Source organism: Granulicella mallensis MP5ACTX8, assembly GCF_000178955.2.
Classification (GTDB): domain Bacteria; phylum Acidobacteriota; class Terriglobia; order Terriglobales; family Acidobacteriaceae; genus Granulicella; species Granulicella mallensis.
Genome location: NC_016631.1, coordinates 608,697 through 627,226 on the forward strand (window position 1 = coordinate 608,697; position 18,530 = coordinate 627,226).

Here is an 18,530-nt window from a genome sequence, read left to right on the forward strand (position 1 = left end):
ATGGCGAAGAGCAGAATGATGGTATTTCAGGCGGCAGTGCTCGCATCGGCGACGCTGTTTGGTACAGGCGTGGGGATCGCGCAACAGGCAGCGGCTCCGGCCAGCGTTCACGGTCATTTGAATGACCCGGCAGGTATGCCGCTCAAGAACGTGACCGTACAGTTTACGAAGGACCACAGCGGCGAGGTGAAGAACCGCAAGTGGGTCTACAAGTTCACGGGAGACGAAAACGGCGACTACAAGGGGACGGGCATCGAGCCCGGTGACTACTTCGTCGATATCGTTCAGGCGGACAAGAACCTTGACTTCGTTGAGAGCTCGAAGTTTGTTGCCGGCGAAGACAAGACCCTGAACTTCGACCTCAGCCGCAAAGAGTACGTCGACAAGATGAGTGACGCGGACAAGGCAGCGCTGGCGGAGTACAAGAAGCATGCTGGCGAGGCGATGGAAGCGAACAAGGTCATCGGCAACCTGAATGCGACCCTGAAGACCGTGCGCGCCGACCTGGCTGCGGCGGCTGCTTCAAAGGACGATGTGAGCAAGGACGTCACCAGCATGAAGCAGGCTGTCGACTCCAAGCCCGATGAAGGTCTGCTCTGGATCACCTACGGCGACACATTGGTCGCACAGGGCGATCATCTTGCCAAGGACGACCGGGCTGCCGGTAAGCTGCCTACATCCGACGACGATGTCGTGAAGAACTACACCATGGCTGCGGACTCATTCAAGAAGGGTGCCGATCTGATGGCGGCATCGAAGAAGCCGAGTCCGGCGGACCAGGCCATCGCCTACAACTCGATGGGCAACAGTCTGGCCAAGGCAGGCAAGATCCAGGATGCCCAGGCAGCCTACGAAAACGCTGTCAAGCTGGACCCCGCCAAGGCGGGCATGTACTACGGCAATGAAGCCGCTGTGCTGTTCAATACCAACCAGATGGAGCCTGCTCTGGCTGCTGCCAACAAGGCCATCGCCGCCGACCCAACCCGTCCCGATCCTTACTTCATCAAGGGCCAGGCGCTCATCGGAAATGCAACGGTCGATCCCAAGACGCAGAAGCCTGTGGCGCCTCCGGGATGCATCGAGGCCTATCAGAAGTATCTTGAACTGGCTCCGGATGGTAGAAGCGCTCAAACCGTCAAGGAGATTCTGGCTGGCTTCGATGTGAAGATCGACACGAAGTACAAAGCTGGTAAGAAGTAAGTTCCAGTTGAGAGATGTCGTAAGGCCCTGGCCCTTTGTATAGGCCAGGGCCTTTTCGTCTCCGGAGGAGCCCGTGACTGAAAAGACGCGCGAAAGAGTGCTGCCGTTCGACGAGGCGTTATCTGCCGTACTGGCGCAGGCACGCAGCTTCGGACTGCCGGGCAAGAGGGAGTCGCTGCCTTTGCTCGAGGCTGCCGGACGAGTGCTGGCGCAGGCGATTGCTGCCGAGCGCGATCAGCCGCCGTTCGACCGCTCGACGCGGGATGGCTATGCTGTCCGCGCGGCCGATATCGCTTCTGGGCGAGCGCTGCGGGTGGCAGGCTCAATTCGCGCGGGGGAGCGTTGGCAAGGCCAGCCGCTCGCTGCGGGCGAGGCCCTCGAGATCATGACGGGGGCTCCGCTGCCGGCGGGGGCAGAGGCTGTGCTGATGGTGGAGCACACGGCCCTTGAGGGAGACGCGCTTCGTGTTGCCGAGGGGCGTACGGTGCGCGTGGGCGAGAACGTCGTTCCACGGGGCGCTGAGGCCCGTGAAGGGGACTCTCTGCTGCCTGTGGGACGCGTATTGGGCGCCGCTGAACTGGCCGTTGCCGCAAGCTGCGGGTGCGCCAGCCTGGAGGTATTTGCCAGGCCGGTGGCTGCGGTGATCTCCACCGGAGATGAGCTGGTGGAACTCAACACCGTGCCCGAGCCGTGGCAGATTCGCAACTCGAACAGCTACGCTCTTGTTTCGCTGGTTCAGACCGAGGGCGGCGAGGCTCATCAGCTCCCGATTGCACGGGACACACTGGAGGACCTCAGGGAGCGCATTGCGCAGGGGCGGGAATCGGATCTTTTGCTGCTTTCGGGCGGGGTCTCGATGGGCAAGTATGATCTCGTGGAGCAGGTGCTCACAGAGAGTGGCGCGGAGTTTTTCTTTACCGGGGCTCTGATCCAGCCGGGCAAGCCGGTAGTCTTCGGCAGGCTGCCAAAGGGGGCAGCGAGCCAGCAAGTCAGCAAGTCAGCGAGTCAGTGGACCTATTTTCTGGGGCTGCCGGGGAATCCGGTGTCGACGCAGGTGTGTTTTCATCTGTTTGCTGCGCCACTGTTGAAGGCGTTGGCAGGACGGTCGGACCTTGTGCCGCGCTTCGTCGAAGCTCGCCTGGCCGAGGACGTGAAGGGCGGCGCTCGTGTGACGCGATTCCTGCCTGCCGAGCTGGTGAGCGCCTGGGATGGGGTGACGGTGCGTGTCATCGGCTGGCAGGGTTCGGGGGATGTGGCGGCGAATGCTCGTGGAAATTGCTATGCGGTGTTGCCGGTGGGGGCTGAGGTGTTTCGGGCAGGCGAGACGGTGCGTGTATTGCTGCGGTAGCATCATGCCATGCATAAGCGTCGCGACAATCTTTTATTGAGCGGCGGTCTTTTGATAGGCTTCGGAGCCGGCCTGTGTGTCGGTCTATTGCTGCTTATCGCCGCTATACCGATACTTCTCCATCACATGTTCATTGTGGGAATTCAATGGACGTCGCCAGGCTTCTACCTGTTCTTCATTGGCCTTCCACTCTCATTGATTAGTACAGGGCTGGTAGCTTTGCGGCGTGCTGGGCGGGTAGTTTCATGAGCGAAAAGTTATCGCATTTCGATGAAGCAGGCCAGGCGCATATGGTCGATGTGAGCGCGAAGGCTGCAACCCAGCGCGAGGCTGTCGCAGCCGCCTTCGTCGAACTGAACGAGGCGGTTCTCGCGGCGCTGCCGCAGAACCCCAAGGGCAATCCGCTGGAGGTTGCGCGTTTTGCCGGGATTCAGGCGGCCAAGCGTACCAGCGAGCTGATCCCGATGTGCCATCCATTGGCCTTGAGCTTTGTCGATGTGCAGGCGACGGTGGTTGCGGGTGGAGTGGAGATTCGTGCAACGGCCGCAACGGTTGCGGGCACGGGTGTCGAGATGGAAGCGATGACCGCGGCTTCGGTGGCTGCGTTGACCGTGTATGACATGACCAAGGCGCTCGATAAGGGCATCAGGATTCGCGAGATCGTGCTGCTGTCGAAGACGGGTGGCAAGAGTGGTGAGTATCGGCGCGGTAATTCCTAGAAAAATCACTTCAAAATTGCCACCTCAACCGGGGCATCCGGTTGAGGTATGACAACTCTGACATTTGTCTGCTTCGACTATCTTTCGGGCGTTCCCCAAAGACCTGCTGCTAAACAGCCCGTGCGAGCGTAACCGCAAAATACCGGTTGTCGTCATGCCAGATATGCACTGGTTCAAAGCCCGCGCTGGATAAGAGCTCGGTCACTGCGGCATCGGTGAACTTGTAGCTGTTCTCCGTATGGATCGTTTCGCCCTGCGCGAAGTGAATGCGCTTGCCTGCAAGGGATACCGTCTGCGCTGTGAGGCTCTCGAGGTGCATCTCGATACGGCTGGCTTTTGCATTCCACCGCGCCCGATGCGCGAAGGCATCGAGATCGAAGTTAGCATCGAGTTCGCGGTTCAGGCGCGTGAGGATGTTCTTGTTGAAGGCAGCCGTGACACCGGCAGCGTCGTCGTAGGCGGCGAGCAACTTGGCGACTGACTTGTGCGCTCCCGGGGCCATATCCGTTCCGAGCAGCAGCGAGTCGCCGGGTTGCAGATGTTCCCGCAGGTTATGCAGAATTGCGGTCGCTTCCTTCGGCGTAAAGTTGCCGATGCTGGAACCGATGTACAGCGAGAGGATACGGGAGCCGTCGGGGCGTTCCAGTTCGAACGGTTCGGTGATGTAGTTCGCAACACGCGGCCGCACTGCGACACCGGGAATATTCGCGGCGATGGCCGTTGCAGCCTCTTCGAGAGCCGTAGGGCTTACATCGATCGGTTGATAGAGAACCTCACTTTGAAAACGCGTTGCCGCCTCAAGTAACAGGCCGGTTTTAGCCGCGGTTCCCGCACCAAGCTCCGCGATGGTTACTGCTGAGGTGCCGTCGCGAAAGATCTCATCCGCATGCGCGGCAAGGATCGAGCGTTCGACGCGAGTGAGGTAATACTCGGGCAAGGCGGTGATCTGTTCGAAGAGTCGCGACCCCAGCTCGTCATAGAAGAGCCAGGGCGAGAGCGTCTTGGGGCTGCTGGCAAGGCCGCTGAGGGCTTCGTGGAGTACGGCTTCGAGCAGAGCTTCGGGGGCTTCGGTCATCAAGAGTCTGTGCCTTTGCTGTTTCGTTCTTGATCGTGAGTACGGTTGAAACAGAATGCCAGATTCATTGAATCTGCGCTTGCAGGGATTGGATGCGATTTCGCTTCTGTCGTTGCTTCTGTTTTGGCAGAAGCTAACTCGCACCATCGCGTGCTAGCCGAAGGCCGCTGAACTGCCACCTTGTACCGGGTGAGAAGAAGTTGCGATACGTCGCGCGGATGTGGGCCTTTGGCGTCACGCATGAGCCGCCGCGCAGCACGATCTGCGAGCTCATGAACTTGCCGTTGTACTCACCGAGTGCACCAGGCAGAGGTTTATAGCGGGGGTAGCCGGTATAGGGAGACTGGGTCCACTCCCATACATCGCCGAAGAGCTGCTGGGGCGCATGAGGTTTTGCCGTGGTGGTGGCCGATGACGGATGGAGGCTCTCCTGCTCGAGCAGGTTGCCTTCGATCGGCTGCTGCGCGGCGACAAACTCCCACTCGAATTCGCTGGGCAGGCGATGGCCAGCCCAGCGCGCGAAGGCATCGGCCTCGAAGAAGCTGAGATGGCAGACGGGCGTCTCGGAGATCTCGTCAAGCGGACGGAAGCCGTGCAGCGTATAGACGCTCCAACCAGACTTAGTGTTGGCATCGCGCTGCCAGTAAAGCGGAGCCTGCCAGCCTTCGGCACGCATCGTGTCCCAGCCCTCGGAGAGCCAGAGTTCGGGGCGTGAGTAACCGTTCTCGTCGATGAAGGCCAGGTACTCGGCGCAGGTCGTAAGGCGCGAAGCCAGGCGAAAGGGGGCGAGGTAGACCGGATGACGCGGCGTCTCGTTATCGAAGGCGAAGCTGTCGATGGCCGTGGGGTCAGGGGTAACGCCAATCTCGACGACTCCGGGGCGAACGGGATATCCCGGAGAGAAGCTGAACCAGTCCAGCGGTGGGGCGATCTGTGCGCTATCGCCGCCGAAGTTGGCTGGGGCGGCTACGTAGGCCGGATGCAGCGGGTTGGTGAAGAGCGCGTGCTTGATGTCGGTGGCGATCAATTCAAGGTGCTGCTGCTCGTGTTCGAGGCCCAGGACGATACGGCGCAGCGCTTCGTCTTGCGGGGCATGCTCCAGCAGGCGGGTGATGGCAGTGTCGACATGACGTCGATAGGCCAGGATCTGGTCGAGCGGCGGCCGGGAGAAGGATGCGCGCAGCTTCTTTTCCGGCATCTCGCCGAGCGACTTGTAGTAGCTGTTGAAGAGCCAGCGGAAATCGGGGTGGTACGGCTGATAGGCGGCCACGAACTCGCCGAGCACGAAAGTCTCGAAGAACCAGGAGGTGTGCGCCAGATGCCACTTCACGGGCGAGGCCTCGGGGCAGGACTGCACCATCAGGTCTTCCGGGGTAAGAGGCGCGCAGAACTGCATCGTCGCCTGGCGGACGTCAAGGAAGCGTTTGAGTAGTGAAGTGGCAATAGAGGGTTCGGTTAACATCGGGGCACGCTCCAGTCTTCGGCTGGGCTTCTTCGAATCAATGGCACTACTCTGCTGTTGCTTTCCATGAGTTTGCTAGCCGAGCTCACAGTACCTTACCAAACGCTACGGGATAGAAAGCGCCTGTGCAAGAAGAAGATGGTTTGAACGGGCTAAAGGTTTCACGCATGTGCGTTCAATAATCGAGCGAGTCCAAAGGCGGCGGCGGCCGCGGCTCCTCCGATCAGAACGGTTTGTACGGCGCTGCGCAGCCAATGCGAGCCAAGCAGCCTCCCTTTCACCCCTCCGAAGACCGCCAGGGCGATCAGGGTGATCACCACCGAGGCTCGCAATGCGGAGAAGGTGTTGGTGAGCAGCATGTAGGGAAGCAGGGGGATAAACCCTCCCGCGATGTAGGAGGCCGCGATGGTCAGCGCCGACCGCCAGGCCCTGCCGTCTACCGGTGTTTCGAGGCCCAGCTCGAAGCGCATCATGAAATCGACATAGGCCTTGGGGTTGGCCTGGAGTGCACGCAGGACGGGTTCCGCCGCTTTGCGGTCGACCGAGTAGGCGGCAAAGATCTCGTAGATCTCGTCTTCCTCGTCGCCGGGCCGTTCGACGACCTCGTGCTCTTCGCGGCGGCGTTCGGAGGCGAAGTGTTCAGCGTCTCCCCGCGCCGCGAGATAGCCGCCCAGTCCCATCGCGATGGACCCGGCTGCGATCTCGGCGAGTCCGGCGATGATGACGAGGTGTCCGGAGTCGACCGCCCCGGCCAGCCCCGCCGCCAGAGCAAACGGCACGGTCAGGCCATCGGCAAGCCCGATGACGATGTCGCGTACGACATCGGAGGACTCGAAGTGATGCTCATGATGCGGTGAAGAGGGGGTAGGGGATTGCATAGCTATCCAGTGTAGAGCGGGAGTTGTGGGCCAGAAAGACGTGGGGAAACAGCTATAATGTAACGAGGCGTTTCTGCGGAGATTACTATGATTGCCAGCAAAAGTCCCGTAAATCGTGACCAATTGAAAGATGCTTTTTCACTGGGCGAAGCGAATATGAAGCTCGAAGGCTTTAATCCCGCGGCGGATGAGGTGTATAGCTCATTGAAGGCCGATGTTCTTGCCGGGAAAATCGATTTTGATCAAGCTGTTGAGGCCGCTGTGCTTTCAATGACTGCTATCCGACGCGATTCTGCAGCGTGAAGCAGACGTTCTCTGATCCTTATTGCTATCCCGGAACATCCGTTCTGCGGAATCACCTCCACCCTCACAGACTCAGGATCGCTCGAACTGGCAGAGTTGCGAATTGTAGGGCTGCGCAGCGATCAGCTTTTTGCCCAACTGCCTGGCCCGCCACACGATCTCGCTAGGCTTCTTTCCATCCACCAAACGCTCTTTGGCAAACTTTATCCCTTCGTGGGACAGCTACGTGTCCACACAGGCCGTATGACCAAAGTCCGTGCGAGTGGTTACGCCGTTGTCTATTGTGATTCGGCATTTATTCCTGAACAAATCGGCCTGGTCTTTCGGCGTCTCGCGGCGGAGGGATACCTCACAGGGATCCCTCAACAAGCTTTCATCGAGCGGGCGGCTCATTTTTATGGGGAGCTCGATGCCGTCCATCACGTTTCGTGAAGGCAATAGCCGTACGCTTCGCCTGTTCTTTTCAGGCTTGGCTCGTACTGCAGGCTACCAACTGGACTGGCGCATCCTTGCGGCAGAAGAGCAGCTTCGCGAGCAGCTCTATGCAGCCCGTGACCGCGCGGTGATGCACGGCGATTCTGCACCGTTAGCTGCAATCTTCGCTTCTATCCTTTCGCCACTCTGAAGGGAAGCATTGGCCAATCATTTCGCCGCCACAACCATCTTTGGCCTGGCGTCGAACTCCCGCCGAGCCGTCTGCACGCGTTCCTGATGTGCCATCACCCACTGCCAGACGCCGCAGAAGGCCTCCGACAGGCTGAGGCCCATATCCGTCAGCCGGTACTCCACGTGCGGTGGGATCACAGGATGCACGGTGCGCACGATCAGACCGTCGCGCTCCATCTGGCGCAGGGTCTTGGTCAGCATCTTCTGGCTTACGCCGTCGACCAGCTCTGCCAGCCGCGTAAAGCGCACCTCTCCGTGCTCCTCCAGAGCCTCCAGCACATACATCGTCCAGCGGTCGGCGACCGCGTCGATCATCTCGCGAACCATGCGTTCCAGTTCTGGGGTACGCTTCGATTCTTCGGCCATTTTGCAGGTCTCCCTTTATGGTTTCCATCAGGTAAGTACAGAACGATAAAGTGCCTACTTCCCAAAGGAGAGTGTCAGCCCTAGAGTATCTCAAGGAGGCAACACATGAACACCACAGGAAACACGATCTTCATCACCGGCGGCGGTTCCGGCATCGGCCGTGGGCTCGCCGAAGCCTTCCATAAGCTGGGCAACAAGGTCATTATCGGTGGACGCCGTGAGAGTGTCCTCGCTGCCACTGCTGCCGCCAACCCGGGCATGGAATTCATCGTCTTCGACGCCGCCTCGCCCGAGAGCATTACTGCAGGAGCCGCGGAGCTGACACGGCGCTTTCCCGCGTTGAACTTGGTCATCAACAACGCCGGGGTGCAATGGCAGCATAACTTCGCTACAGAAGCCACGCTCAACGAGGCCAATGTCGCTTCGGAGATCGACATCAACATCCTCGGCGTCCTGCGCGTCAGCGCGGCCTTTCTGCCCCATCTGAAGCAGCAGGCTTCGGCGACGATCATCAATGTCACCTCGGGTCTGGCCTTCACGCCGATGGCGATCTACCCGGTCTACTGCGCGACCAAGGCTTTCGTTCACTCTTTCTCGATGTCGCTGCGCCACCAGTTGCGCGACATTCCGGTGCGCGTCGTGGAGCTCGTTCCGCCCTGGGTTGAGACCGAACTGGCCGCGGCACAGCCGGAGCAAGCCGATCATGGCGAGATGAAACCCATGCCGCTGGCGGACTTTATCGCCGGGGCGATGGAATCGCTCGCTACCGACGGAGTGGAATTGCCCATTGCCAATGCGCACTTCCTGCACGATTCCGCCGTGGCACCACAGGCCGCCGAGGTCTTCGCGATGGTCAACGGAGCCCACTAAGCACTAGCAAACACAGGAAAGCTGGCCCGTTGGGTTGCGGGGATTGATACACTCATCCCTGCAACCCATGAGCCTTAAAGCCAAGATCGAAGCAGTCATCTACGCGTCAGAAGAGCCCGTGACGCTCGCGCAACTCACCGGCCTGCTGGGCGAAGAAGGCCAGGCCGAACTCGATGCCCTCGAGTCGCAGCAGCAGTCGCTGGCGCTGGACGAAAATCCCGGTGGCGAAGCTGAAACCGTTGATCAGGATGCGTTAATTGACCAGGATGCCTTGAATGCCGAGACTCTGGACGAGTCCGAAGTTTCGAGCGCTGAAACGCCTGATGAACCGGTCGAGGAACCGGCTGTAACAGGTGAGGTTGAGAGCGTAGAGGCCCAGCCTGTTGAGCTGGAGCCTGCTCCGGAGGCGGCCCCAGCGACAGAGCTTCCGGCAGAGCCGTCCGCGGAGGTTCCAGCGGAATCTCCGGTTGAGGACAAGAAGCTTACCCGCGAACGGGAGCGCAAGCTGCGCGATTACTTCCGTTCGCTGCTCGATCAGCTCATCTCCGACTACGTGAATAACGATCGTGGACTGGAGATTCGCGAGGTAGCGGGTGGCTTCCGCCTGGCGACCAAACCCGAGTATCACGATGCCGTGCGCGGCTTCGTCAAATCGCTTAAACCGCCTCTCAAGTTGTCCCTGCAGGCTCTCGAGACGCTTGCCGTGGTGGCCTACAAGCAGCCGGTGACAGCGCCCGAGGTCTCCGAGATTCGTGGTGTCGACTCCGGTGGCGTGCTCGGTTCCCTGATGGCGCGCAAGCTGGTGACCACCGCCGGACGCAAGCAGGTGATCGGCCGTCCCATCCTGTACAAGACGACCAAGGACTTCCTTGTCCGTTTCGGACTGAAGGACATCAACGAGCTCCCCAGCATCGAAGAGTTTGAGAAGATGGCCGGTGAACTCGCGGATAGCGAACCCGTGCAGGAGGAGATCCCCATGGACGATGTCAACGGTGGTACGCCTACCAGCCTGGACGAGGCCAACTCAACTCCTGAGCCGACCAGCACGCTGCATGAGAGCGTCGAGGAGCTGATCAGCGACGACTCGACGAAGCCCGAGGGGCATAACCGCGAGCATGCCGATACGCATGAGGTCGAGCCGCTGGCCAGTGAACCTGTTCCTGAGGAGCCCGTTCATGTGCCGGAGAGCGAGCCGCAGGCCGATGGCGACAGCAGCGACGAGGATTAGGTTGTGTTCCCGAATCGGGAACACTGGTTGTTCGACCACATATCTTGTTTAGCACCCCCACAGAGGCGTCATCCTGAGCGGAGCGCCTCGCGTTTTTTGCGAGGCATGCAGCCGAAGGACCCCGAGGGATTTGACTTCGCCTATGATGCTGGGACCTTTTCCACCACGAACGTCCAGGCTCGAGCGCTTGAGGTAGAAAAGGTCCGAAGGGTATGGGCAGGATTGCAGATCTCGGGGTCCTTCGACTCCGCGTCCCCAAAGCCGGGACGCTTCGCTCAGGATGACGCCTCTGTGGTGAGATTCGGGATCAAAAACACTATGGATAGATCTCTCTAAGTTAGACACTGCCTAAACCCGGAGCTTTCTCGGACTCTCTTTAGGTTTTCTTGCGTTTCTCGCGCTTCGAAGGCGATAGACTAGTGAGTCTATGAAGCCCGAGACGAAAGACGCTGCGCCGCGCGGTGATCGGTTACAAAAGATTCTTGCCCAGGCCGGCATTGCGAGCCGCCGTGCCGCCGAGACGATCATCCTGGAAGGCCGTGTGCAGGTGAACGGCCAGGTCGTTACCGAGCTCGGCACACGCGCCGATGCAACGCGTGATCACATCCGCGTCGACGGCAAGCTGCTGCATGGCCCGGAGCCGCAGCGCTACTTTATGGTCAACAAGCCGCGTGGCTATGTCACGACACTTGACGATCCCGAACATCGCCCCACGGTCATGCAGCTTCTCGGCCAGGATGCACAGAAGAAGAGTGTCGGTGAGCATAACAAGCTGCCACGTCTCTATCCTGTCGGACGTCTCGACTATCTGAGCGAAGGCTTGTTGCTCATGACCAACGATGGCGAGCTCGCCAATAAGCTGTCGAAGGCGGCTGCCGGTGTCGAGAAGACCTATCTCGTCAAGGTCTCAGGCTCACCGACGGACGAGGCCATCGACCAGTTGCGTCGTGGCATCATGATCGACCGTGGCCGCCTCAACGAGGTGCGCAGCGGACGTCGCGATCGCGTGCTCACGAGTCCCGCAAAGATCGAACAGGTTCGCCGTGGTGAGAACCCGTGGTTTGAGGTCACGCTGACAGAAGGCCGCAACCGCCAGCTTCGCAAGATGTTTGAAGAGATCGGCCATCACGTCGAAAAGATTCGCCGCATCGGCTATGGCGCGCTCGTGCTGGATATTCCTCCAGGTGGATTTCGCGAACTGACTACGGGTGAAGTGCAGGCGCTGGGCCGTGCTGCGGCAGGCAAGAAGGTCGAGCGTAAGAAGACGCTGCCTGAAGCCGCACAGTTGAAGAAGCCCGTGCCTCCGAAGAAACGTGCTTTTAAGAAGGCAGTTCGCAAGCGCGCTTCCTAGTTACGTGTCATCCCCAAAAACACGACATCATCACAAAGGATTTCAAGGGCAACAGTTGAATTCCATGATGGCACTGAACTGAGCCCCAGAGGGGCGACACCATCAAAGCCCAGGGTGAAACCCTGGGTTCCAAAGCAAGGAAGAAGTTAAAGCCCTGAAAGGGCGTCCTATCCTGGTTGGCCCTGATAGGACGCCCTTTCAGGGCTACTGCTCTTGTCGGGCACCATAACCCAGGGTTTCACCCTGGGCTTTGATAGCGACGCCCCTTCGGGGCTTAGTTCGGTGCGATGTCCCACCACTTAATGATTCCCGCAATTGCATGACACGTCCTCGCTATGCAACCCCTTTATTGCTGCTGAATGAATTCATTGGCCGGTGGAAACATCGCATTCCACTGGCCCGTCTTTCTCTGTATTGGAGGCGCTTTTTTATGCGTGGAATGAAGTACGTTTTTGCTGCAGTATCAGCCGCGATTTTTTTGACTGCCGCTCCGCAGTCTCATGCCCAGATCACCATCAACATCGGAGCTCCGCCAGCTTGCCCGTATGGCTACTACGACTACGCTCCCTATAACTGCGCACCCTATGGCTACTATGGGCCGGAGTGGTTCAACGGTGGCGTCTTCATCGGCGCGGGCAAGTGGTTTCATGGTCCTGCCAATTTTCACGGCAATGTGAACAACCGCCTGGATCCGCAGCATGGCTATCACGGTGCGTTGCCCTCTCATGGCCCGGCCCAGGTGCATCCCGATAAGTTCAAGAGCTTCCAGGGCAATGAGGCGCGCGATGGTCGCGGTCATGTCCAGGCTGGCGGACATCGCTAGAGCAAATCTCCTGTTACTGGGTAGTTGAATCGGGCGTGCAGTGCCGTTTTTCTGGGGAAAAACGGCCATAAGTGTCGTGGTTTCGCTATACACCTACAGGAGATTTGCTTTAGTCGAGGGAATAAATAGCTTTCTCAAACGTTAACAAAAACAAGGCCTTTGCGTGGAGTTACGCTGCGCAAAGGCTTTTGTATATTTATCGCTGGACGTAAACGCAACTTTCTATGTTTTAACGCATTCTTATTTCAAGTGAGGTGCTTCATGCGTGTACTTAAATATTTACTGATCGCTACTTTTGCATTCGTCTTCTTGGGCGCGGCCCCTGCACCGGTTACTCCGGCTTTGCACGCTCAGGTCACCATCGGCATTGGTGTAGCTCCGGAATGCCCTTACGGGTACTACGGCTACGCTCCCTATAACTGCGCTCCCTACGGCTACTATGGGCCGGAGTGGTTCGTCGGCGGCGGCTTCGTTGGTGCGGGCCCATGGCATCATGGCGCGCCCTTCTACGGCCACGTCAATCGCGCCTTCGATCCTCGCTTTGGCTACCACGGTGCGTTCCCCGGACGCGGCCACTACGTGGAGCATCCGGACCACTTCCATAGCTTCCACGGCAGCCACTACAGCGACGCGCGCGGCAACTATCACACGGAAGCGGAGCACGGCCACTATCGCTAACTAACGGTGTGCGTCTCCTGCGGGGGACGCACACGGATCTTCCACATGGGCCTGACGGTACGGTGTACCGTCAGGCCATGTGCCCAGATACAACTGTCCCGGTGTTCCATTGCGGAAGACGACAGGTGGCGGAACATATCTGAAGCTGGTCGAGGGCTCGGCCGCGAGCGAATCGATCACGGCATCCAACACCTTCCAATAGCCAAAGAAGTCGAGTTGATTCAGCGACGCTGATTCCTCAAATCCACTGCGCCCTGCAATGTGTTTCGGCACCTTCGCTAAAGGTGTTGCAAGAGCGATGTCGTAGCGCGAGTCCGGTGCGCCGGGCGATCCGTGTCCCGCACCGATCTTCTTTCCGCCATGCTCATCGCCAGGCAGGATCAATAACACGCGACGGTCTGACTTGGTGGCACATAGCAGCCCCGCCAGTTTCCGACCGGTTGGCAGACCGATCGCCCTGTCATCCTCGCCTGTAACCATCGCGATGGGCAGCGTCGGCGGCAGATCGCGCAACACAGGCCAGATGCTCTTTGCCGCCGGGCCCCGGACGACATGATAAGCGTCCGCCGGTGCAGCCAGCACCAGAGCCTGGGGCGCGGGCAGATGCGTCGAAGCTGTGGTGGCTGCGAGCTTCAAAGAGATCGCCGCCCCCATGGAGTAGCCGAAGTACACCACGCGCTGCGGGTCTGGGACGATGCCGCGCTGGTTCAGTGCGGTGAGCGTCTCTTGTTCTGCCTGAGCCGTGTTATCGACGACGATCTGCGGTGACGTCGAATCGGCATCCTGGTACACGGGGAATACAACGATGTTGCCCTCACGCGCGAGATGGTCGATGAGTGCGCCGTAGTTCTCCGGATTCATGCCTTGCCATCCGTGATGAAAGAACACGAACGGCGCCTTGCCTTCGACAGCGGGCTCCGCAGGGAGAAAGACGTAGACGCGATGCATGCCTTCGCCAAGGGCGATGAGGTCGACCGAAGCATGTGTCTGCCGTGCTTCCAGTGCTGCCGTGCTGAACTGACTTTGCCAATTTTGCTGAGCGCCAGCGGGCGACATGCCTAGCGCCAGAATGACTCCAGCCCAGAAGGGGCGGCGCCACCCGTCGATGGCCCGCTTGGAATTTTGGATTCTCATGGCTTCGTAGATTCCTGTGCTGTCGTGACAGGAGCCGTGACGGGCTTTGGTACTTCCTGCACGGCGAGCCAGCGCAGCAGTTTCGTCGTGATGAGGGTTGCGCCGTCATCGGAGAGATGAATGCCATCGCTCTGGCGCAGCCGCGTCGTGTGGCCGTCGATCTCGCCGTAGTCGCGAAAGCGTCCGCTGCCATCGCCGACAAGACCTGCCGTCCCCACCCAGATGGCATGAGGCGATGCGCTGACGACGCTGTAGTCGATGCGATTGATCAGTGCGATGCGCGCATCGTAGACATCGGACTTCATTGGCGGCAGTCCCAGCCAGATCACGGTCGCGCCATTCTCTTCCAGCATGTCGAGGTACGCCTGAACCCTGCGCTGGTAGATGCGCTTCCATCCGTCTGAACCAAACGGATAAGTCACGCCGTCCTCGACGAAGCCCTGTCCGTCGTTTGCGCCGATAGCCACGAGCACGAAGTCGGGGCGCGCCTCTTTCAGCATGGCAGGATATTCAAGCTGCCAGTTGAAGACCTCCGGTCGTGCCAACCCTGTGCCTGACTTGAAAGCATGGACGAAGCTGAGGTTCTTGTAGAGAGGAGCCTGGCGCAGGATCGTCGAAGACATTCCAACGGCCATCATGGAGTCTCCCGCAAGGGCAATGGTGCGCGTTTTACCGATGGCAATCGCAGGGATTGCAGGGAGAGTGCTCAAGCCTGGCGCAGCATCCGGGCGCAGCGGTACGGGCTGTAGGATGACGGTCGCGGTCGTTGGTGTGACAGGCTTCGTGCCGGCAGTTGTATGTTTCACCGGTACCGTGACTGTCGATGGAGTCATCGGCGGAGGAGCCAGCTCCTTTGGTTGTGGATGAGTGTTCGCCTCGGCCAGCGCGGCCGGGTCGTCGCTCCAGCCGATGCGGGCCAGCTCCACGAGCGTATTTCTGCGTCCCTGTTCGATATGTAGCGGTGCAAGTGCGCGGTGCAACGCCGTCGCAACCGGCATGGCCACAGTCCGCTCCAGTCCTAGGTCCAGCCGCTGTGCCCAGTCATAGAGGCCGCCCGACTCCAGCAGCAGTGCTGCAAGCGCAAAGGCGCCAACGCTGGCGGCGAGTTGGGAGAGTGTCGAGAAACGTTGATACGCGCGCATGATCGGGCCTTACAACCTCAAAACTGAAAGTAGATGAATGGTGCCACACCTGTCGGTCCCAGCAACTCAATCGCAAACACGCCCAGGGCCAGCGCCACGCCGTTGACCGCAACCGGCAGGCGCGACATCATTGCTTCGACACTGCGACGCCAGACACGCGGAGCATATTGCCCGAAGAGTCCCAGTACGAGGCACAACACCACGGGCCATGCCGCCAGCGTCACTACGCCACGGCTGCCCAGTTGATGCAGTACTGTGGCGGCGAGTCCAAAGGTAGGAGCACGGAAGAAGACCCAGCCCAGGCACACGGCATGGAACATCAGCAGACGCGCGACCCACGGCCACGCGGCGCTGGAGCGCAGACGTTGCACGGCAGGTGAGGGGACTGCAACCCATAGCCGATGGACGACGAGATACAAACCCTGCAGACCGCCCCACATCACGAACGTCCACGAGGCTCCGTGCCACAGGCCGCCGAGCAGCATGGTGATCATCAGGTTGATGTAGGTGCGAGAGACGCCGCGGCGCGATCCGCCCAGCGGGATGTAGAGATAATCGCGCAGCCAGCTGGAGAGCGAGATGTGCCAGCGCTGCCAGAACTCCTGCGGATCGGTCGCGGTATAAGGCGCGTTGAAGTTTCGTGGGAAGTGATAGCCGAGCAGCATCGCGCAGCCGATGGCGATATCTGTGTAGCCGGAGAAGTCGCAGTAGATCTGCGCGGCGTAGCCGTAGATGGCGAGCAGCACATCGACCGAATGGAAGTTGGCGGGTGCGCTGAACACCGGTTCGACCAGCCGTGTCGAGAGCGTGTTCGAGAGGATCACCTTCTTGAACAGCCCCGCAAGGATCAGCAGAAACGCCCGGTTGACGCGGATGTGCTGCAGGTTGCGCTGGCGCAGAAGCTGAGGAACAAAGTTCGACGCGCGTAGGATCGGTCCGGCGATCAACTGCGGAAAGAATGCGACGTAGAGCAGAGCATCGAGCAGGTGCAGCGGCTCACGCAACTTGCGGCGATAGATATCGCCCATCAGCGAGATCGCATGGAACACGAAGAACGAGATGCCCAGCGGCAAAAATGGCGAAGAGATATTCCACGCCGGCGTGTGTCCGACGAACCCCCACAGCCCCAGCGCGCTCAGCAGCAGGAAGCTGGTGTACTTGTAGTACGCGAGCACGAGGAGGCACACGGTAACGCCGGCGATCAACAGGCGCTTGCGCGCTATGTCGTCATTCGTGCGTTGGAGAGCCTGGCCGATGAGGCCGGCGAAGAGCGAGATCAGAAAGAGCAGCGGGACATAGCGCCAATTCCAAAAGCCGTAGAACAGGTAGCTCGCTGCCAGCAGAAAACTTTTGTGCGCGAGCGGGCGCGGCGCCAGCGCCCACGAGATCGCCAGCACGGCGAGAAAAAAGACGGCATATTCGACAGTAGGGAAGAGCATAGGGCTTGCTTGCGCAAAGATTACGTTAGAACTGCTCTAGTGTCTCAGTTTGAATTGCCGATAGGGTTGCGCACGAAGATACGGGGCTGTGAATCGTCTGCTTTTCTTTCGGCTATCCTCTCAGGAAATCTGCTGCTAATGAATACTCGCAGGGTGCTTGGCGTCTATGTCATCGCAGCAGATTCTCTGAACGCCACATCACGCAATCTCAGCAGCGGTCGTGACTTTTGCAAGGTCCTGCTTCAGCAGATAAAACGAAACGGCCAGCAGAACGACGTCTTTCATCAGGAAGGCGACGTTTCCGACCATCGCGGGAAATCCTCCGGCAGAGGGTGCCCAGCCGTCGGGCATGAAGGGGATAATCGTAACCGTCGCGATGAAGGTAAACACAGACCCGAGCGCTCCCAGGACTCCCAGCTTCTTGTTCCAGAATCCGGCGAGCAGTAGCGCTCCAAACAGCCACTCCGAGACGCCCAGAAAGTAGGACGAGCCTGTCATGCCGAAGACGGGATACATCCAGGAGATGAGAGGCCCGTGGGTAAAGAAGGGGACGAGTCCCTTCACTTCATAGTCAAACCACTTCTGATACCCGAAGAAGAAGTAGATGATGACCATCGATGCGCGAACGAGATGGTTGTCGAGATTGCCCTTCAAGAGACCTGTTTTCGATAGAAGCCTGATAAGCCAGTTCATGATCTTGTCCTTTTCTTTTCCAGAATGCGGTGCTTTCAATAGGAAGCATCTTTGAAAAGAATATGAGACGTATTGTCATGCTAAGTCTCATTGATATACCTTATAGTCTCAAATGGATCTCCTGGCACCCTACTTCGAAAGGTTCTCCCTCTCGGCTCGAATGTTCTATTCGGGGCTCTTGTGCGGAAGCACGGAGGAGAACGAACATACCGGTCATCTTCATGTGCTCAGGAAAGGAAAGCTGACGGTCACCCGGCCAGACGCTCGGCCGTTGGTCATTGATACTCCAAGCATTGTGTTCTTTCCGCGCCCTCGCCTCCATCGTCTTCACGGCCCGGAGGAGGAGGGTGCCGAGCTCGTATGTGCCACCATCGAATTCGGCGCTGGAATGTTGAACCCGCTCATCGCATCGCTTCCCGAGCCGCTGGTGCTCCCGCTGGATGCCCTCCCCGAACTTGAACCGACACTGCAGCTCCTGTTTTCAGAGGCTTTTTCAGGACTCCCCGGCCGTCAGGCTGCGATGGATCGACTCTTCGAATACCTCTTTGTGCTCCTCATGCGATCAGCCATGAAGGAGCACAGGATAGACAGCGGAGTTCTCGTGGGGTTGAGTGATTTGCGTCTGGGCAAGGCCATCGAGGCCATGCATAAGCATCCTGAAACTTCCTGGTCGCTGGAACAACTTGCCCAATGTGCAGGGATGTCCCGTGCGCGTTTCGCCGCTTATTTTCGCCAGGTCGTCGGCATGACGCCGTTTGATTATCTGACGGACTGGCGGCTGGGAGTGGCCCAGACCATGTTGCGCAACGGCACCTCGCTGAGGTTGATCGCGGCCGCCGTGGGATATGCAAACGCTACAGCCCTGACGCGAATCTTTACGCAACGTATAGGCATGTCCCCCTCTGAATGGCTCGCTCGTAGCCAGCTACATAGCGCAAGTGACGTTTCACTGTCTTCGTAACCGCCTATCATGGTGGGATCTTTCCAGCACAAAGATCCACGCTCAAGCGCTTGAGATAGAAAAGGTGCGAAGGGTATGGCAGGCCCTCCGGGGCCTTCGACTTTGCGTTCCCAAGGCCGGGACACTTCGCTCAGGATGATGCCTCTAAGTCGAGATAAAAGGCACTAACTATCAGTACATCAGTACATCTGGTT

General features: G+C 59.2%; 19 protein-coding genes. 11 read left to right on the forward strand and 8 right to left on the reverse strand.

Going from position 1 to position 18,530, the window contains the following annotated elements; all coding sequences use genetic code 11:
* From ACIX8_RS02570 to moaC, 3 genes are all read left to right on the forward strand, one after another.
* Complete coding sequence (locus ACIX8_RS02570) at positions 1-1,200, forward strand: tetratricopeptide repeat protein (protein WP_014263756.1); 1,200 nt, start codon at positions 1-3, stop codon at positions 1,198-1,200.
* Between the two features lie 73 nt (positions 1,201-1,273).
* Positions 1,274-2,548, forward strand: coding sequence for a molybdopterin molybdotransferase MoeA (locus ACIX8_RS02575; RefSeq protein ID WP_014263757.1), 1,275 nt, complete (start codon positions 1,274-1,276; stop codon positions 2,546-2,548).
* Between the two features lie 245 nt (positions 2,549-2,793).
* Entirely contained in the window at positions 2,794-3,267 is a 474-nt protein-coding gene (gene moaC / locus ACIX8_RS02585) for a cyclic pyranopterin monophosphate synthase MoaC (protein WP_014263758.1), read from the forward strand.
* Between the two features lie 109 nt (positions 3,268-3,376).
* Here the strand turns inward: moaC and egtD are convergent, their stop codons facing one another.
* From egtD to ACIX8_RS02600, 3 genes are all read right to left on the reverse strand, one after another.
* On the reverse strand, positions 3,377-4,342 hold the full coding sequence (egtD, locus tag ACIX8_RS02590; protein ID WP_014263759.1) for an L-histidine N(alpha)-methyltransferase: 966 nt from the start codon (positions 4,340-4,342) through the stop codon (positions 3,377-3,379).
* Positions 4,343-4,475: 133 nt separating this feature from the next.
* Entirely contained in the window at positions 4,476-5,804 is a 1,329-nt protein-coding gene (egtB, locus tag ACIX8_RS02595; RefSeq protein WP_014263760.1) for an ergothioneine biosynthesis protein EgtB, read from the reverse strand.
* Between the two features lie 161 nt (positions 5,805-5,965).
* The gene (locus tag ACIX8_RS02600; protein WP_014263761.1) at positions 5,966-6,682 is read right to left on the reverse strand and encodes a VIT1/CCC1 transporter family protein; all 717 of its coding nucleotides are present in this window, start codon (positions 6,680-6,682) and stop codon (positions 5,966-5,968) included.
* Between the two features lie 87 nt (positions 6,683-6,769).
* Between ACIX8_RS02600 and ACIX8_RS02605 the strand changes: the two genes are divergently transcribed.
* Both ACIX8_RS02605 and ACIX8_RS02610 read left to right on the forward strand, forming a co-directional pair.
* Positions 6,770-6,985 carry a hypothetical protein gene (locus ACIX8_RS02605; RefSeq protein ID WP_014263762.1) on the forward strand — a complete coding sequence of 72 codons (216 nt, stop codon included), beginning with the start codon at positions 6,770-6,772 and terminating at the stop codon, positions 6,983-6,985.
* Between the two features lie 409 nt (positions 6,986-7,394).
* Positions 7,395-7,610, forward strand: a complete 216-nt coding sequence (locus tag ACIX8_RS02610; protein ID WP_150110466.1) for a hypothetical protein — start codon at positions 7,395-7,397, stop codon at positions 7,608-7,610.
* Between the two features lie 17 nt (positions 7,611-7,627).
* Here ACIX8_RS02610 and ACIX8_RS02615 read toward each other — a convergent pair whose 3' ends face one another.
* On the reverse strand, positions 7,628-8,017 hold the full coding sequence (locus ACIX8_RS02615) for a winged helix-turn-helix transcriptional regulator (RefSeq protein ID WP_014263763.1): 390 nt from the start codon (positions 8,015-8,017) through the stop codon (positions 7,628-7,630).
* Positions 8,018-8,122: 105 nt separating this feature from the next.
* Here ACIX8_RS02615 and ACIX8_RS02620 point away from each other — a divergent pair, with 105 nt between their 5' ends.
* From ACIX8_RS02620 to ACIX8_RS02645, 5 genes are all read left to right on the forward strand, one after another.
* A complete protein-coding gene (locus tag ACIX8_RS02620; RefSeq protein ID WP_014263764.1) occupies positions 8,123-8,887 on the forward strand; it encodes an SDR family oxidoreductase in 765 nt (254 codons plus the stop codon).
* A gap of 67 nt (positions 8,888-8,954) precedes the next feature.
* A complete protein-coding gene (gene scpB / locus ACIX8_RS02625) occupies positions 8,955-10,115 on the forward strand; it encodes an SMC-Scp complex subunit ScpB (RefSeq protein ID WP_014263765.1) in 1,161 nt (386 codons plus the stop codon).
* Positions 10,116-10,542: 427 nt separating this feature from the next.
* On the forward strand, positions 10,543-11,466 hold the full coding sequence (locus tag ACIX8_RS02635) for a pseudouridine synthase (RefSeq protein ID WP_014263767.1): 924 nt from the start codon (positions 10,543-10,545) through the stop codon (positions 11,464-11,466).
* 430 nt (positions 11,467-11,896) lie between these two features.
* Complete coding sequence (locus ACIX8_RS02640; protein WP_014263768.1) at positions 11,897-12,289, forward strand: hypothetical protein; 393 nt, start codon at positions 11,897-11,899, stop codon at positions 12,287-12,289.
* A gap of 261 nt (positions 12,290-12,550) precedes the next feature.
* Positions 12,551-12,967 (forward strand): hypothetical protein, encoded by a 417-nt coding sequence (locus ACIX8_RS02645; protein WP_014263769.1) that lies wholly within the window; start codon positions 12,551-12,553, stop codon positions 12,965-12,967.
* Here ACIX8_RS02645 and ACIX8_RS02650 read toward each other — a convergent pair whose 3' ends face one another.
* The 4 genes from ACIX8_RS02650 to ACIX8_RS02665 form a co-directional block, all read right to left on the reverse strand.
* Positions 12,968-14,101 carry an alpha/beta hydrolase gene (locus ACIX8_RS02650; RefSeq protein WP_014263770.1) on the reverse strand — a complete coding sequence of 378 codons (1,134 nt, stop codon included), beginning with the start codon at positions 14,099-14,101 and terminating at the stop codon, positions 12,968-12,970.
* The gene (locus tag ACIX8_RS02655; protein WP_014263771.1) at positions 14,098-15,243 is read right to left on the reverse strand and encodes an SGNH/GDSL hydrolase family protein; all 1,146 of its coding nucleotides are present in this window, start codon (positions 15,241-15,243) and stop codon (positions 14,098-14,100) included. The genes ACIX8_RS02650 and ACIX8_RS02655 overlap by 4 nt, the downstream gene beginning before the upstream one ends.
* 17 nt (positions 15,244-15,260) lie before the next feature.
* The gene (locus tag ACIX8_RS02660; RefSeq protein ID WP_014263772.1) at positions 15,261-16,682 is read right to left on the reverse strand and encodes an MBOAT family O-acyltransferase; all 1,422 of its coding nucleotides are present in this window, start codon (positions 16,680-16,682) and stop codon (positions 15,261-15,263) included.
* Positions 16,683-16,880: 198 nt separating this feature from the next.
* Positions 16,881-17,375: a YkgB family protein gene (locus tag ACIX8_RS02665; RefSeq protein WP_014263773.1), complete on the reverse strand. Its 495-nt coding sequence runs from the start codon at positions 17,373-17,375 to the stop codon at positions 16,881-16,883.
* Between the two features lie 112 nt (positions 17,376-17,487).
* On the opposite strand from ACIX8_RS02665, the gene ACIX8_RS02670 reads away from it, so the two are divergent.
* The gene (locus tag ACIX8_RS02670) at positions 17,488-18,336 is read left to right on the forward strand and encodes an AraC family transcriptional regulator (RefSeq protein WP_014263774.1); all 849 of its coding nucleotides are present in this window, start codon (positions 17,488-17,490) and stop codon (positions 18,334-18,336) included.
* Positions 18,337-18,530 lie beyond the last annotated feature (194 nt).